We start from the raw sequence: 13,638 nt of genomic DNA on the forward strand, positions 1-13,638 counted from the left end.
ATACGCGATCCGGTCGCAATTTTGAAGGTCAGAACGTCAAATCAACCGTGACCGGAAAGTGATCGGAGGCGGCGAGCAACGCATCCCGCAATTCCGGCACCTTGTAACACCCCGCATCATCGAACGGATGCCATATCCGCCAGACAGGGGCCTTTTCCATCAGAGCGGGCGACACCATGATGTAGTCCAGCAGCGCCGACAGCCAGTGATCCTGCGCCTGAATGTAGAACCGGGCGGTCGCCGGCATGACCGGCGTGCGCTGCCCCAGCACCTGACGGGCATGCGGGTCGTTCAGGCGCAGTTCGGGCGGTTGGTCCGCACCCATCACGATCTCGACCCCGGACCGGCCAAACAGTTTTTCGTAGTCGTCCAACCCCGGACCATCGTTGAAATCCCCCAGAACGATCAACGGATCCCCCGCAGCCAGATGCGCCGCCACGCGTTGCCGCAGCCAGATGCACTGGGCCAGCTGCTTGCGCCGGTTGTCGATGCCGATCCGTGTGGCCTGAATTTTGTCACGGGCACCATGAGGGGCCTTGGATTTGGCGTGCACGCCAATCATGCGGAACGCGGCCCCGTGTTTCGGGGTCACGATCAGTTCCAGCGGCGGTTTGGAAAACGTGACAAGGTCGGGGGTGCCGTCGATATCGACGTCGATCCGGAACACCCCGTCAAAGCGCGGCGCGTCATGGTTGCCCTTTTTGCCCGTCGCCTCGCCGATCGGGTCATGGACCGCATCCATGACATCGGGGTCGTATAGCATGGCTATTTCCTGCTGGGTCTCGTTCGAGAACCCCATCACCGCCTTGCGGACCCGCAGGTCATACCGCGCGGCAAAGGCTTCCAGCGACGCGACCGTCGATCTGCGCCTGTTGGAATCAGGCGCCTCGATGACCATGACCGCATCCGCGTTGATTGCGGTAAAAACGATGCCCAATGCGTCCAGCTGATCGGCCCGCGTCACATTCCAGCGCGCCGACCACTGGTCATCGGCCATGACGTTGTTTTCATCGTCAAACAGAGAATTGAACCATTCCACGTTATAGGTGGCAATCCGCATCAGGCCGCGTCCTTGTTGATTGTCTCCCATGCCCGATTGATCGCGATCAGGCGTTTCTCTGCCAGTTTCACCGCCTCTTCGGGTAGGCCGCGGGCCATCATCCGGTCAGGATGGGTATCGCGGACAAGCCCCCGCCACGCCGCGCGGACCTTTTCCAGCGGCGTGTCGGGGTCCACCCCCAGAACATCATAAGGATCGGGCACCGCGTCGGGCACAAACCTTGCGCGCAGGGTTTTGAATTGCCGACCGCTCAGCCCCAGTATCTCTGACACGCGGTGCAGGAACTCATCCTCGTCCGGGTGGTATTGCCCATCGGCAAGGGCAATATGAAACAGCCCCTCCATCAGGTCGCACAGCATGCCGTTCGGGTCGGTTCCGAACATCGCCTTGATACGGTGCGCGTATTCCTCAAAACCTGCCACATCCTGACGCGCCATATTGAACAATCGCGCGGCGCTTGCCTCGTCCTCGGGCGGAATGGTGAACACCTCGCGAAAGGCGGTCACCTCGTCGCGGGTGACCTGGCCGTCGGCCTTGGCCATCTTCGCCCCCAACGCAATGACCGCGATGGTAAAGGCCACCGTGCGTTGCGGCGGCGACCGCAAACGGTCGAACACGGTCGATAACCCTTCGCCGGCGGCAAGGGCGGACAGGGCATCGGCAATGCGGGACCACAATGACATATGAATATTCTAACCTTTTGGTTGCCGGCTGTCAGTGCGGCTTCAAAGTTGTTTGCGCAATAATATCAGATCAATCCATTGCCCGAACTTATATCCGACCTCGGGCAGCCGCGCCACCTCGACAAAGCCTACGGCCCTGTGAAATCCCAGCCCTTCGGGGTTGGCGGCGCTGACACCCGCCCAAAGGCTGTGCACAGCCTGCGCGCGCGCGCGATCCTCCAGCGCCAGCATCAGCGCACGCGCGACACCACGCCCCTGTGCCTGTGGCGCCAGAATAATCGTATGCTCCATCGTGCGGGCATAGCCGGGTCCGTCACGGAACTGGCCGTAGGTGGCAAAACCAAGGATACCGCCCTGATCTGCCACCAGAAACGGATGGCTCAGCACGGCCTTCGCGGCCAGCGACTGCACCAGCGCCTCGGGCGTTTTCAGCGCCGTGGTAAAGGTTCGCAACGTGTCGCGGATCACCGGATTCCATATATCCGCGATCGCCGGGCAATCTGCGGGGGTCGCGGCCCGGATCATTGCCGCCCCCGTCGCCTGCGGGGCGTCACTTCGAGCACCCGATGATCCAGTTCCAGCATTATGGTGCCCCTTTATTAAGCAGATCCGCGCGCCCTGCAGACAATCCGCAAATCCATTCAAAGGAAAGGCGAAAACTGCTGGCCCAGTGGTTGAATTTGAACGCGCTTGCTCCATTTCAAACCCAGTGTAAACAAAAATAGTCAGGTAAATAATGCCCCTTCTTCGCTCCATCGACCGTTTTTTCAAGCATGAGGCTTCGGGTGGAATCCTGCTGATGCTTGCGGCCCTTGCTGCCCTGATCGTGGCCAATTCTGCGCTTTCCGGCGCATATGAGGGCGCCCTTGGATCCTATCTTGCGATAACGCTGAACGGATCCGGTTTGGAAAAACCACTTATCCTCTGGATCAATGACGGCCTTATGGCGGTCTTCTTCTTCCTCATCGGGCTTGAACTGAAACGAGAACTGCTGGAAGGAAAACTGAAAAATCCCGCCGATGTCATCTTGCCGGGCATGGCGGCGGTGGGCGGCATGGTCGTTCCGGCGTTGGTTTTTGCCTGGTTCAACTGGGGCAATGCGGCCACCATCGGCGGCTGGGCCATTCCAGCCGCGACCGACATCGCCTTTGCGCTGGGTATTCTTGCGCTGGTGGGAAAACGGGCCCCCGTCTCGCTCAAGGTGTTCCTGCTGACGCTGGCCATTCTGGACGACCTCGGCGCGATCCTGATCATCGCGCTGTTCTACACCGCAGAGCTGAAGATTGATTACCTTCTGATGTCCCTTGTGCCACTAGTGTTGCTGGTCTGGCTGAACATGAAAGGCACCCACCGCGTCGCCCCCGCCTTGCTGCTGGGCGCGATCATGTGGTTCTTTGTGCTGAAATCCGGGGTCCATGCGACGCTGGCCGGCGTCCTTACCGCCTTTTGTATCCCGCTCAAGGACAAATACGGCAAATCTCCGCTGCACGCGCTGGAAGATGGCATTTCGCCCTATGTCCTCTACCTTATCGTGCCGATATTTGCCTTCGCCAACGCGGGCGTGGTCCTGAAGGGCATGGCGCTGTCCGACCTCGCCGCCCCCCTGCCCCTCGGCATTGCCCTTGGCCTGATCGTGGGCAAACAGGTGGGCGTGTTCGGGATCACCTTCCTGATGGTTAAATCCGGCCTTGCGCGTCTGCCCAACGGGGCCAACTGGCTGCATATCTACGGCATTGCCTGCCTGGCGGGCATCGGCTTTACCATGTCGCTGTTCATCGGCTCGCTCAGTTTCAGCGATGCAAGCCTGATGAACGATGTGCGCATCGGGGTGCTGGCAGGCTCGCTCGTCTCGGCCGTGCTGGGATATGGCGTGCTGATGCTGGCCCACCAGCGGCAGGCAAAGCTGGCAAACGCCGTCCCTGCGCAATAGGCTACAAATGCAAAAGAGGCCCCGGTGCATGGGGCCTCTTTTCGTTTTCTTTGTTCTGAAAATATCCGGAAAACCGGATCACCGCTTGGCGGCACGGATCAGTTTAAGGATGTCCTTGGCCGCCTCGGGGATATTGGTGCCGGGACCAAAGATCGCCTTGACGCCTGCATCAAACAGGAACGGATAGTCCTGCTGCGGGATGACCCCGCCACAGATCACCAGAATATCACCCGCACCCGCGGCCTCCAGCGCCTTGACCAGCTTGGGCGCAAGGGTCTTGTGCCCTGCGGCCTGACTGGAAATCCCGATCACATGCACGTCGTTGTCCACCGCGTCCTGCGCCGCCTCTTCGGGGGTCTGGAACAGCGGGCCAACGTCGACGTCAAAACCAATGTCGGCAAAGGCGGTGGCGATCACCTTGGCCCCCCGGTCGTGACCATCCTGCCCCATCTTGACCACCAGCATCCGTGGCCGGCGCCCCTCTTCCTCGGCAAAGGCCTCGACGTCGGCCTGAATCGCGGCAAAGCCCGCATCACCCTCGTAGGCCGCGCCATAGACACCGGCCAGCGTTTTGACCTCGGCGCGGTGCCGCCCGAATGCTTTTTCCATCGCCATTGAAATCTCTCCAACTGTTGCGCGGGCACGGGCGGCGTCGATCGCCAGCGCCAGCAGGTTGCCACCGCCGTCGCGTGCCGCCACCTCCAGCGCGTCCAGCGCCGCCGCGCAGGCCTCTGTGTCGCGGCTGCCGCGCACGCGGTCCAGACGCGCGATCTGGCTCAGCCGGACAGAGTCGTTGTCGATGGCGCGGAAATCGATCACATCCTCTTTTTCCAGCCGGAACCGGTTCACGCCCACGATCACTTCGGTGCCGCGATCCACCGCCGCCTGACGCCGTGCGGCGGCTTCCTCGATCCGCAGCTTGGGCATGCCGCTGGCCACGGCCTTGGTCATGCCGCCCATCGCTTCCACTTCTTCGATCAGCGCCCAGGCCTCGTCGATCAGGTCCGAGGTCAGTTTTTCGACGTAATAGCTACCCGCCAGCGGATCGACGACATTGGTCACGCCGGTCTCGTTTTGCAGGATCAACTGGGTGTTCCGCGCGATCCGCGACGAGAATTCCGTCGGCAGGGCAATCGCCTCGTCGAACGAATTGGTGTGCAGCGACTGGGTGCCGCCCAGCACCGCCGACATCGCCTCGTAGGCGGTGCGGACGATATTGTTGTAGGGGTCCTGTTCCTGCAACGACACGCCAGAGGTCTGGCAATGGGTCCGCAGGACAAGGCTGCCCTCTTTCGCCGGATTGAATTCCGACATGATCTTGTGCCAGAGGAACCGCGCCGCGCGCAGCTTGGCGGCTTCCATGAAAAAGTTCATGCCGATGGCAAAGAAGAACGACAACCGCCCCGCGAATGCGTCGACATCCATACCGTTCGCGATCGCCACGCGGACATATTCGCGCCCGTCGGCAAGGGTGAAGGCCAGTTCCTGCACAAGGTTCGCACCGGCCTCTTGCATGTGGTAGCCGCTGATCGAAATAGAGTTGAATTTCGGCATCTCGCGGCTGGTATAGTCGATGATATCCGCCACGATCCGCATCGAAGGCTCGGGCGGATAGATGTAGGTGTTGCGCACCATGAATTCTTTCAGAATGTCGTTCTGGATGGTGCCCGACAACAGGCGGCGGTCGACGCCCTGCTCTTCGCCCGCCACGATGAATGACGCAAGAACCGGAATGACCGCGCCGTTCATCGTCATGGAAACGCTGACTTTTTCCAGCGGAATTCCGTCGAACAGGATCTTCATGTCCTCGACACTGTCAATCGCCACACCGGCCTTGCCGACATCGCCTTCGACCCGTTCGTGGTCACTGTCATAGCCGCGGTGGGTGGCCAGATCGAACGCGACCGAGACCCCCTGCTGCCCCGCATCCAGCGCCTTGCGGTAGAAGGCGTTCGATTCCTCGGCGGTCGAGAAACCGGCATATTGGCGGATGGTCCAGGGGCGCCCCGCATACATGGTGGACTTCGGTCCGCGGGTGAAGGGTGCCTCGCCCGGCAGGCTGCCCATATGCGGCAGCCCCTGCGCGTCTTCCTCGGTATAGACCGGCTGCACCTTGATGCCTTCGGGGGTGTTCCAGATCAGGCTGTCGGCGCTTTTGCCCTTCATCTCGATCTCTGCGCGCTTGGTCCACGCCGCTTTTTTGTCGGTCATCGGTCTATCCTTTGTTCATCGGGGCGGGGCCATGCGGAAAACATGCACACCGCAGACACAAAACATGCGGATTGCATCGGCAAAGCCTTAGACATCGGCTGGGCACCCCCTATATTCATTTGAACAGGAGGATGCATGAAACACGTCTTGGCGCTTGGAATTGCTGTATTGATCACCGTCTCGGCCTTTGTCGGAGAGGCGCAAACCGCGACCACGGAGACCCCTGAAATCGCAGCTGAGGCTGTCGACCCCTTGGGGCCGTTCGATGCGGCAACGGTCAGCCTTGACGACTTTGTCTGGGTGGCGCGGCCCGTGGTTGTCTTTGCCGACAGCCCGAACGACCCCGCCTTTATCCGCCAGATGCAGTTGCTGGAGGCCCGCCGCGCGGAACTGGCAGAGCGCGATGTGGTCATTCTGACCGACACCGCCCCGGCGGCGATGTCAGAGGTGCGGACCACCTTGCGCCCGCGCGGGTTCATGATGGTGCTGATCGGCAAGGACGGGGAGATCAAGCTGCGCAAACCCAGCCCCTGGGATGTGCGCGAACTGACCCGCGTGATCGACAAGATGCCCCTGCGCCAGCAAGAGCTGCGCGACAGGCGGGCGGTGCAATAACGCGGGGCGGTCATCGGATACCCTCTGCGAAATCAAAGCGTGCGTCGCCCGGCAAGGTCGGGACAAAGGCATCAAGCGCGGGGATCAGCCCCGCGACATGCTCTGGCGCTGTGGCGTAAAAGGCGACCTTGTCTGATCCCAGAAACCCCTGCGGGTTGATCATGGTCAGCGTCCCGACACGGACCCAATCGGTGCCCACGGCATCGCCAAGCCATTCGTCATAGATCATGGCAAGGGGCACGCCCTTGGCCTTGGCCATTGGCCCCGCCCAACCTTTGACGGGGTGGAACAACCGCGTCATCCGCGCCTCGGTCGAGGCGAGGCCCCAAAGGTCCAGCACATAGTCGGGGTTGCCCCAGACCACGCGCCCCAGATCGTTCACCGCGACGGGCACATGTGCATAGTCCTGCGCGAACCGCGCCATTTGCGCCTGTTGCAGGTGGATCGCGCGGGGGTTGGCGGGAAAGTCGCGGATGATTTTAGGCAGGTAAAACGCCCCTGCCCCCGCGATCGGCAAAAGCGCCAGAACGGCAAGCGTGCGGGCCGGGGCTGTGCCGCGAAAGGCAGGGGCCACCAGAACCAGAAGGCCGCCTGCGGCGACCGACAGGATGTAATTCTCATACCTGTGCATCCAGCCGATCTGCCCGAGGAACAGATGCGCGATGGCGGCCCCGGCCACGGCCAGCGCCAGATGCCGCATCGGGCCCTGCCGCAACTGCGGCACGACCGCAGTCGCCAGCAAAGACAGAACCGCAAGGCAAAGCACCAAAAGCCCCGGCGTTTTGCCGATATTGATCTGGAAGGTGCCCAGAATGCGTTGCAGCAGTGTGATTTCCTCTTCGCCGGCGCTGACCAGCTTTGCCTGAACCGAGTTCGGCAAAGGGTCCAGCCCGAGGGACACCAGAAAGGCGCAAAAGGCGACGATCGGCAGGACCACCATCGCGCCCGTCCAGACCGCCGCGCCGCGCCGCCCGTTCAGCGCAAGAACGCCCACGGCCAGCAAGGCCAGCGCCAAGCCTTCGAACCGCAGCAATGGGGCCGCGACCATGCCCGCGACCAGAACCCAGCGCAGGGTTCCGTCCTGCGCGAACCGCAGCAACCCGTAAAGGATCGCAAGACTGGCGGCGGTGTGCAGCGCGTGTTCCATGCCGGTAAAGGCCACCGCCGACATATTCAGCGCGACCGGTCCTGCGATGGCCAGTGCCAGCCCGAGGGTGCGACCGTATCCGGCAAAGGCGATGATCCGGCCCCACAGGACCGCCGCCATCACCAGACCGGCGATGTTCCAGACCAACGGCAGAAGCCGCTGCGCCTCTGTCCCGGCGAAGGGCAACAGCAGCACGGGGTAAAGCGCCGATGACGCCGCCGACGCGTATTCGCCCGCGTTCACCCCGTAGCCGCCGCGCGCCATCTGTTCGGCCATCGCCAGATGGATATAAACGTCATCAAGCGGGTATTCAAAGACACCGCCCGTGCGCCCCAGTGCCGCGTATTGCAGCCACGCAAAGAAGCCCAGTGCCGCGACAAGCGCGGCGATTGCGAAGGGGCGAGCGTTTTGACCGGCGGTCGGGGTCATTCGAACTCCATGATCACGTCGTCCACTTTCAGGCTATCGCCCGGGGCCGCGTTGATTTTGGTGACGATACATTTCTTTTCGGCACGCAGGATGTTTTCCATTTTCATCGCCTCGACAGTGCAAAGCGACTGGCCTTCCTGCACCTCGTCGCCCTCGGCCACCATAACCTTGACGATCAGACCGGGCATCGGGCAAAGCAACAGCTTCGAGGTGTCGGCGGGCAGCTTTTCGGGCATGAGGGCCGCAAGTTCCGCCTGACGCGGGGTGCGCACGACCGCCTTCAGGTCGGCCCCGCGATAGCGCAGACGCGCGCCGCCACGCACGAATTCGGTTTTGACGATCATCGGGGTCCCGTCAACGGTGCCGGTGAACAGGCTGTCGCCCAGCGTCCAGTCAGAGGCGACGGACAGCGTGCCGTTGCCGTCAAAGCTGACATCGGTGCCCTGCGGCGTTTCCACGATATGCACGGGGAAATTCTGTTTGCCGACGGTCACGACCCAATCGGTTTCGACGCGCCGTTTGTGGTTGGCCATGGCACCCGAGATTTGCGCCGCGCGCGCCTCTTTCAGCATTTTAACATGGGCGGCGACGGCGGCCAGACGGCGCAGCGTGGGCTGATCGGGGCTGACGCCCTCAAAACCATCGGGGTATTCCTCGGCGATGAAGGCGGTGGTGATGTTGCCCGAGGCGAATTTCTCGTGGTCCATCACGGCGGCAAGGAACGGCAGGTTGTGGCCGATGCCCTCCAGTTCGAACCCATCGAGCGCGTTGCGCATTCCCTCGATCGCCTGCGCGCGGGTGGGTGCCCAGGTGCAGAGTTTCGCAATCATCGGGTCGTAGAACATGCTGATCTCGCCGCCCTCGAACACGCCGGTATCGTTGCGCACGGCATGGGTCGGGGTTGCGACCTCGGCGGGGGGACGGTAGCGCGACAGTCGGCCGATGGACGGCAGGAACCCACGGTAAGGGTCTTCGGCATAAAGCCGGCTTTCCATCGCCCAGCCGTTCAACTGGATATCGTCCTGCTTGAAGGGCAGCGCCTCGCCGTAGGCCACGCGGATCATCTGTTCGACAAGGTCGATGCCGGTGATCAGTTCGGTCACGGGATGTTCCACCTGAAGGCGGGTGTTCATTTCCAAAAAGTAGAAGTTGCGCGCGCCATCGACGATGAATTCCACGGTGCCGGCACTGGTATACCCCACGGCGGCGGCCAGCGCACAGGCCTGTTCGCCCATCGCCCTGCGCGTTTCTGGGTCAAGGAAGGGGCTTGGCGCCTCTTCGATGACCTTCTGGTTCCGGCGCTGGATCGAGCATTCGCGTTCGTGCAGATACAGGGTGTTGCCGTGGCTGTCGGCCAGCACCTGAATTTCGATATGGCGCGGTTGCGTCACGAATTTCTCGATGAAAATCCTGTCGTCGCCGAAACTGGCGGCCGCCTCGTTCTTGGAACTGTCAAAGCCTTCGCGGGCCTCGGTGTCGTTCCACGCAATGCGCATCCCCTTGCCGCCGCCACCGGCAGAGGCCTTGATCATCACCGGATAACCGACCTGATTAGAGATTTTGACCGCGTCCTCGGCGTCTTCGATCAGGCCCATATACCCCGGCACGGTCGACACGCCGGCCTCTTGCGCCAGCTTTTTCGAGGTGATCTTGTCGCCCATCGCCTCTATCGCGCCGGCGGGTGGTCCGATAAAGGCCACACCCTCTTTCGCCAGCGCCTCGGCAAACAGCCGGTTTTCGGACAAAAAGCCATAGCCCGGATGCACCGCCTCTGCGCCGGTCTGGCGCACCGCCTGCATCACCTTTTCGATGACGATATAGGACTGGTTGGCAGGGGCCGGGCCGATATGCACCGCCTCGTCCGCCATTTTGACATGCAGGGCATTGCGGTCAGCGTCGGAATAGATCGCCACCGTCTGAATGCCCATTTTACGCGCCGTCTTGATCACGCGGCAGGCGATCTCGCCCCGGTTTGCAATCAGGATTTTCTTGAACATGTCCGTCCCTTCCAGTCGACCGGCAGGGGATGACCCCCGGCTACGGCAGTCATTACAGCAAAGAAAAAGCCACCCGGGCACGGGGCCCGAATGGCTTGAAACCTGTTATGGCATGCGGAATGACCCGCGCAAGCCGATTAGCGGCAGATGCCTGCGTCGTCGCAGAACACGCCAGCAGCACCGCCGACAAGCGCACCGGTGACAGCGCTGCCGCCCACTGCGTCGGAGACAACCGCACCGCCCGCAGCGCCGGCAAGGCCGCGCTCGAGGTCAGTATCAAGGCAGGCCGACAGAGAAGACGCGACAGCGATTGCCGCGATAATTTTGAGTACTCGCATTTTGAAATGCCTCCAGAGAGATTTATTATGTGCCGCAGTGTCTCATGCCGCTTCACGCGGGGGAAGCGGTAAATACAAAGACCGGACAGCTCGGCAATGTGTCGCCGACGCGCAACGGGAAAAAGTGACCTGACCCAAATAAGGTCAGGCCACAGAGAAGGGGAAGGGTAACGGTATCGATCGTAAACGGCAGGGACTTTGCTGGAGGCACCTGCCGTGTCTGTGAGATTGGCCCAAGTCGCCGTTTCTGAAAAGACCGCCGTAACAGACAGGCTGTTTTGGGCTGCTTCCCGCCAAAAACCGGATTTCATGGGCAAAATCATGCCGATTCCTACTCGAACACGTCGGGAAAGGACGACATGGCGCGCGGCAGATCCAGCTTCAGCAGGGCCTCATAGCTTTCGGGGTCAAACGGGTCCTCGGCGGGAATCACTTCGCGGCCGAACAACCATGACAGGCGCCCGGCATCTAGATTGCCCCGCTCGAATGGTGCCTCACCAAAATTTTCCCACAAGGCGCGCAAAAAGCCCTCGTCGGCACGGCGGTCGGCGGGTCGGCGGTCGGCATAGCGTTCACGTTTGGTCAGGGGCGCGATGCCTCTGTCGCTGGCGCGGCGGATGGTGAATTGAAAGTCGGTGCCCGGAAGGCGGCCAGGGAAGCCACGGTGCTTTATCATGCTGCGACCTCCGCAATGCGGGGCGCGCCAAACGTCAGGGCTGGTGTCGGAACGGGCAGAAACGCCCGTCCCGTTGATGCGTTACTTGTATTTGCTGGTATATACGGGCTCTGCCTGAACCGGCTCGACATAGACCACTTCTTCGGTCTTCGGCGCACAAGCGGCTGCAAATGCGACAAGGAAAAGGCCCAGAACGGCTTTGGTGTGAATGGACATACATGTCTCCTACTGCTGTTATTATAAACCGAAACGACGTTATGCGCCGCAAGGTCGATTGATGACACACAGGCTTTCCCAGGAAAACCTGTGATGACAGTAGCAGAATTCACGCCGGAAACATACTGGATCTGCAACGGCAGGACACCCTGTGATAGGTTTGCATCAACCATGCCCCTGTATCGGCTTCGACGTGCAAGATGTTGTGGTTGCATCAAAATTCCTCCAAGATGCAGGTCGCTTCTTCGGGCCTATAGCCTTCGAAAAACTGGGTTGCCTCGGGATCGATGACCCCGAAAGGAACCTCTCTATCCGATAGGCTGACAAGCACCAGATCAAACTGGCGCGTGTCCCCTGCAAGGGCGGGCAGTGCGACGGTCTCGCAAAGGTGCAGCATGTCTGCCTCGGCCTGCTCGAAGGTCAGTCGTCCCGCATCCCGTGCGATCTGCGGGGCAAGGAAGCGAAAGCGCGCCCAGACCTGCCCCAGATCGGCCTGATCCTCGGCGACCACCTCGAACAGGGTCACCGTCTGGCCGGACGGCACCGCGATGCTTTGCGCCAAAGCCGGACCAGCAAGCCAGAAAAGGGGAAGGAAGCGGATCATGTTCACATCATCACAAAGGGATATTGTCGTGCTTTTTCCATGGATTCTGAAGCGACTTGCCCCGAAGCGAGGCAAAGGCGCGGCAAATCCGTTTGCGCGTTGAATGGGGCATGATCACCTCGTCGATAAAGCCCTTTTCCGCGGCAACGAAGGGGTTCGCAAAGCGGCTTTCGTAGTCTTTGGTGCGCTGCGCGATCTTGTCGGTGTCGCCAAGTTCCGACCGATACAGGATTTCGGTCGCCCCTTTGGCACCCATCACGGCGATCTCGGCTGTGGGCCAGGCATAGTTGAAATCGCCGCGCAGATGCTTGGACGCCATCACGTCATATGCGCCGCCATAGGCCTTGCGGGTGATGACGGTGACCTTGGGCACAGTCGCCTCACCATAGGCAAACAGCAATTTCGCGCCGTGTTTGATCACACCACCATATTCTTGTCCGGTTCCGGGCAAAAAGCCGGGTACATCGACAAGCGTCAGGATCGGAATTTCGAAGGCATCGCAAAAGCGGACAAACCGCGCGGCCTTGCGGCTGCTGTCGATGTCCAGACACCCAGCCAGAACCATCGGCTGGTTGGCGACGACGCCGACACTGGAGCCCTCGAGACGGATAAAGCCGGTCAGGATATTCTTGGCGAAATCCTGCTGGATCTCGTAGAAATCGCCCTCGTCCGCCAGTTTGAGGATCAGTTCTTTCATGTCGTAGGGAGAGTTGGGATTTTCGGGGATCAGCGTGTCCAGGCTGTCCTCGATCCGCGAGGGGCTGTCGAAGAACGGGCGCACGGGCGGCTTCTGGCGGTTGTTCAGCGGCAGGAAGTCGATCAGGCGGCGGACCTCTGTCAACGCCTCGACATCATCCTCGAAGGCACCGTCGGCGACCGAGGATTTGCTTGTGTGGGTTTTCGCGCCGCCCAGTTCCTCGGCGGTGACGACCTCGTTGGTGACGGTTTTCACCACGTCGGGGCCGGTCACGAACATATAGCTGCTGTCGCGCACCATGAAGATAAAGTCGGTCATCGCGGGTGAATAAACCGCGCCACCGGCGCAGGGGCCCATGATCAGGCTGATCTGCGGCACAACGCCCGATGCCATGATATTGCGCTGGAACACCTCGGCATAGCCGGCCAAGGATGCCACACCTTCCTGGATGCGGGCGCCGCCTGAATCGTTGATGCCGATCACGGGCGCGCCGTTCTGCATCGCCATATCCATGATCTTGCAGATCTTCTGCGCGTGGGTTTCAGACAGCGACCCGCCGAAAACCGTGAAATCCTGCGAAAAGACATAGACCATGCGGCCGTTCACGGTGCCCCATCCGGTGACAACACCGTCGCCCGCAGGCCGATCCTGCTCCATGCCGAAATCGGTGCAGCGGTGCGCGACGAACATATCAAATTCTTCGAACGAGCCTTCGTCCAGCAACAGGTCGATCCGCTCTCTTGCGGTCAGCTTGCCCTTGGCGTGCTGCGCGTCGATCCGACGCTGACCACCACCCATACGAGCCGCCTCGCGGCGGTCTTCAAGCTGTTGCAGGATGTCTTTCATGGGCCGGTCCCCTTCGCTGGTTTAGCCGCACACTAACGGACGGACAGGCTGTTCGAAAGGAAAATTGAGTAGATTTGCAAATTGAATGAAACATCTATTTTGCAAATTGCAAAGTTGCAAAATATTGCTCCATCAGGGATGCTGTCACGATAGGCTACGCCGCCGTCCCAATCGTTGGAAATGCCGACG

Annotated in this window: 13 protein-coding genes; 2 read left to right on the forward strand and 11 right to left on the reverse strand. The window is 61.1% G+C overall.

The features are described 5' to 3' along the window. Positions 1-28: 28 nt before the first annotated feature. Genes ACEN2R_RS12285 through ACEN2R_RS12295 form a run of 3 tightly spaced genes read right to left on the reverse strand, consistent with a single transcriptional unit; the run spans position 29 to position 2,268 of the window. Positions 29-1,060 (reverse strand): endonuclease/exonuclease/phosphatase family protein, encoded by a 1,032-nt coding sequence (locus ACEN2R_RS12285; RefSeq protein ID WP_442042584.1) that lies wholly within the window; start codon positions 1,058-1,060, stop codon positions 29-31. After that, positions 1,060-1,743, reverse strand: coding sequence for a TerB family tellurite resistance protein (locus ACEN2R_RS12290; RefSeq protein ID WP_442042586.1), 684 nt, complete (start codon positions 1,741-1,743; stop codon positions 1,060-1,062). Before ACEN2R_RS12290 ends, ACEN2R_RS12285 begins: the two co-directional genes overlap by 1 nt. A gap of 42 nt (positions 1,744-1,785) precedes the next feature. Then, a complete protein-coding gene (locus ACEN2R_RS12295) occupies positions 1,786-2,268 on the reverse strand; it encodes a GNAT family N-acetyltransferase (RefSeq protein WP_442042588.1) in 483 nt (160 codons plus the stop codon). A 211-nt stretch (positions 2,269-2,479) separates the two neighbouring features. Between ACEN2R_RS12295 and nhaA the strand changes: the two genes are divergently transcribed. Beyond that, positions 2,480-3,673, forward strand: coding sequence for a Na+/H+ antiporter NhaA (nhaA, locus tag ACEN2R_RS12300; protein ID WP_442042589.1), 1,194 nt, complete (start codon positions 2,480-2,482; stop codon positions 3,671-3,673). A gap of 78 nt (positions 3,674-3,751) precedes the next feature. Here the strand turns inward: nhaA and scpA are convergent, their stop codons facing one another. Continuing rightward, on the reverse strand, positions 3,752-5,884 hold the full coding sequence (gene scpA / locus ACEN2R_RS12305; RefSeq protein WP_442042591.1) for a methylmalonyl-CoA mutase: 2,133 nt from the start codon (positions 5,882-5,884) through the stop codon (positions 3,752-3,754). A gap of 135 nt (positions 5,885-6,019) precedes the next feature. Between scpA and ACEN2R_RS12310 the strand changes: the two genes are divergently transcribed. Then, the gene (locus ACEN2R_RS12310) at positions 6,020-6,499 is read left to right on the forward strand and encodes a DUF4174 domain-containing protein (protein ID WP_442042593.1); all 480 of its coding nucleotides are present in this window, start codon (positions 6,020-6,022) and stop codon (positions 6,497-6,499) included. 10 nt (positions 6,500-6,509) lie between these two features. Here ACEN2R_RS12310 and ACEN2R_RS12315 read toward each other — a convergent pair whose 3' ends face one another. From ACEN2R_RS12315 to ACEN2R_RS12345, 7 genes are all read right to left on the reverse strand, one after another. Next, positions 6,510-8,075, reverse strand: coding sequence for a hypothetical protein (locus ACEN2R_RS12315; RefSeq protein WP_442042595.1), 1,566 nt, complete (start codon positions 8,073-8,075; stop codon positions 6,510-6,512). Continuing rightward, on the reverse strand, positions 8,072-10,072 hold the full coding sequence (locus tag ACEN2R_RS12320) for an acetyl-CoA carboxylase biotin carboxylase subunit (RefSeq protein WP_442042597.1): 2,001 nt from the start codon (positions 10,070-10,072) through the stop codon (positions 8,072-8,074). The genes ACEN2R_RS12315 and ACEN2R_RS12320 overlap by 4 nt, the downstream gene beginning before the upstream one ends. 137 nt (positions 10,073-10,209) lie before the next feature. Continuing rightward, positions 10,210-10,410, reverse strand: a complete 201-nt coding sequence (locus ACEN2R_RS12325; RefSeq protein ID WP_442042599.1) for a hypothetical protein — start codon at positions 10,408-10,410, stop codon at positions 10,210-10,212. A gap of 331 nt (positions 10,411-10,741) precedes the next feature. Then, positions 10,742-11,086, reverse strand: coding sequence for a hypothetical protein (locus ACEN2R_RS12330; protein WP_442042601.1), 345 nt, complete (start codon positions 11,084-11,086; stop codon positions 10,742-10,744). 81 nt (positions 11,087-11,167) lie between these two features. Beyond that, positions 11,168-11,302: a hypothetical protein gene (locus ACEN2R_RS12335; RefSeq protein WP_442042603.1), complete on the reverse strand. Its 135-nt coding sequence runs from the start codon at positions 11,300-11,302 to the stop codon at positions 11,168-11,170. 214 nt (positions 11,303-11,516) lie between these two features. Then, on the reverse strand, positions 11,517-11,906 hold the full coding sequence (locus ACEN2R_RS12340; RefSeq protein WP_442042605.1) for a DUF6497 family protein: 390 nt from the start codon (positions 11,904-11,906) through the stop codon (positions 11,517-11,519). Between the two features lie 10 nt (positions 11,907-11,916). Further along, a complete protein-coding gene (locus tag ACEN2R_RS12345; RefSeq protein ID WP_442042607.1) occupies positions 11,917-13,449 on the reverse strand; it encodes an acyl-CoA carboxylase subunit beta in 1,533 nt (510 codons plus the stop codon). Positions 13,450-13,638: the final 189 nt, after the last annotated feature.

This window comes from Pseudogemmobacter sp. W21_MBD1_M6, assembly GCF_052119585.1.
In the GTDB taxonomy this organism is placed as follows: domain Bacteria; phylum Pseudomonadota; class Alphaproteobacteria; order Rhodobacterales; family Rhodobacteraceae; genus JBGQOJ01.

Excerpts from the sequence above, each read along its gene's own strand:
- ACEN2R_RS12285 (WP_442042584.1), bottom strand. The coding sequence starts at position 1,060 with ATGCGGATTGCCACCTATAACGTGGAATGGTTCAATTCTCTGTTTGAC.
- ACEN2R_RS12290 (WP_442042586.1), bottom strand. The coding sequence starts at position 1,743 with ATGTCATTGTGGTCCCGCATTGCCGATGCCCTGTCCGCCCTTGCCGCC.
- ACEN2R_RS12295 (WP_442042588.1), bottom strand. The coding sequence starts at position 2,268 with ATGATCCGGGCCGCGACCCCCGCAGATTGCCCGGCGATCGCGGATATA.
- nhaA (WP_442042589.1), top strand. The coding sequence starts at position 2,480 with ATGCCCCTTCTTCGCTCCATCGACCGTTTTTTCAAGCATGAGGCTTCG.
- scpA (WP_442042591.1), bottom strand. The coding sequence starts at position 5,884 with ATGACCGACAAAAAAGCGGCGTGGACCAAGCGCGCAGAGATCGAGATG.
- ACEN2R_RS12310 (WP_442042593.1), top strand. The coding sequence starts at position 6,020 with ATGAAACACGTCTTGGCGCTTGGAATTGCTGTATTGATCACCGTCTCG.
- ACEN2R_RS12315 (WP_442042595.1), bottom strand. The coding sequence starts at position 8,075 with ATGACCCCGACCGCCGGTCAAAACGCTCGCCCCTTCGCAATCGCCGCG.
- ACEN2R_RS12320 (WP_442042597.1), bottom strand. The coding sequence starts at position 10,072 with ATGTTCAAGAAAATCCTGATTGCAAACCGGGGCGAGATCGCCTGCCGC.
- ACEN2R_RS12325 (WP_442042599.1), bottom strand. The coding sequence starts at position 10,410 with ATGCGAGTACTCAAAATTATCGCGGCAATCGCTGTCGCGTCTTCTCTG.
- ACEN2R_RS12330 (WP_442042601.1), bottom strand. The coding sequence starts at position 11,086 with ATGATAAAGCACCGTGGCTTCCCTGGCCGCCTTCCGGGCACCGACTTT.
- ACEN2R_RS12335 (WP_442042603.1), bottom strand. The coding sequence starts at position 11,302 with ATGTCCATTCACACCAAAGCCGTTCTGGGCCTTTTCCTTGTCGCATTT.
- ACEN2R_RS12340 (WP_442042605.1), bottom strand. The coding sequence starts at position 11,906 with ATGATCCGCTTCCTTCCCCTTTTCTGGCTTGCTGGTCCGGCTTTGGCG.
- ACEN2R_RS12345 (WP_442042607.1), bottom strand. The coding sequence starts at position 13,449 with ATGAAAGACATCCTGCAACAGCTTGAAGACCGCCGCGAGGCGGCTCGT.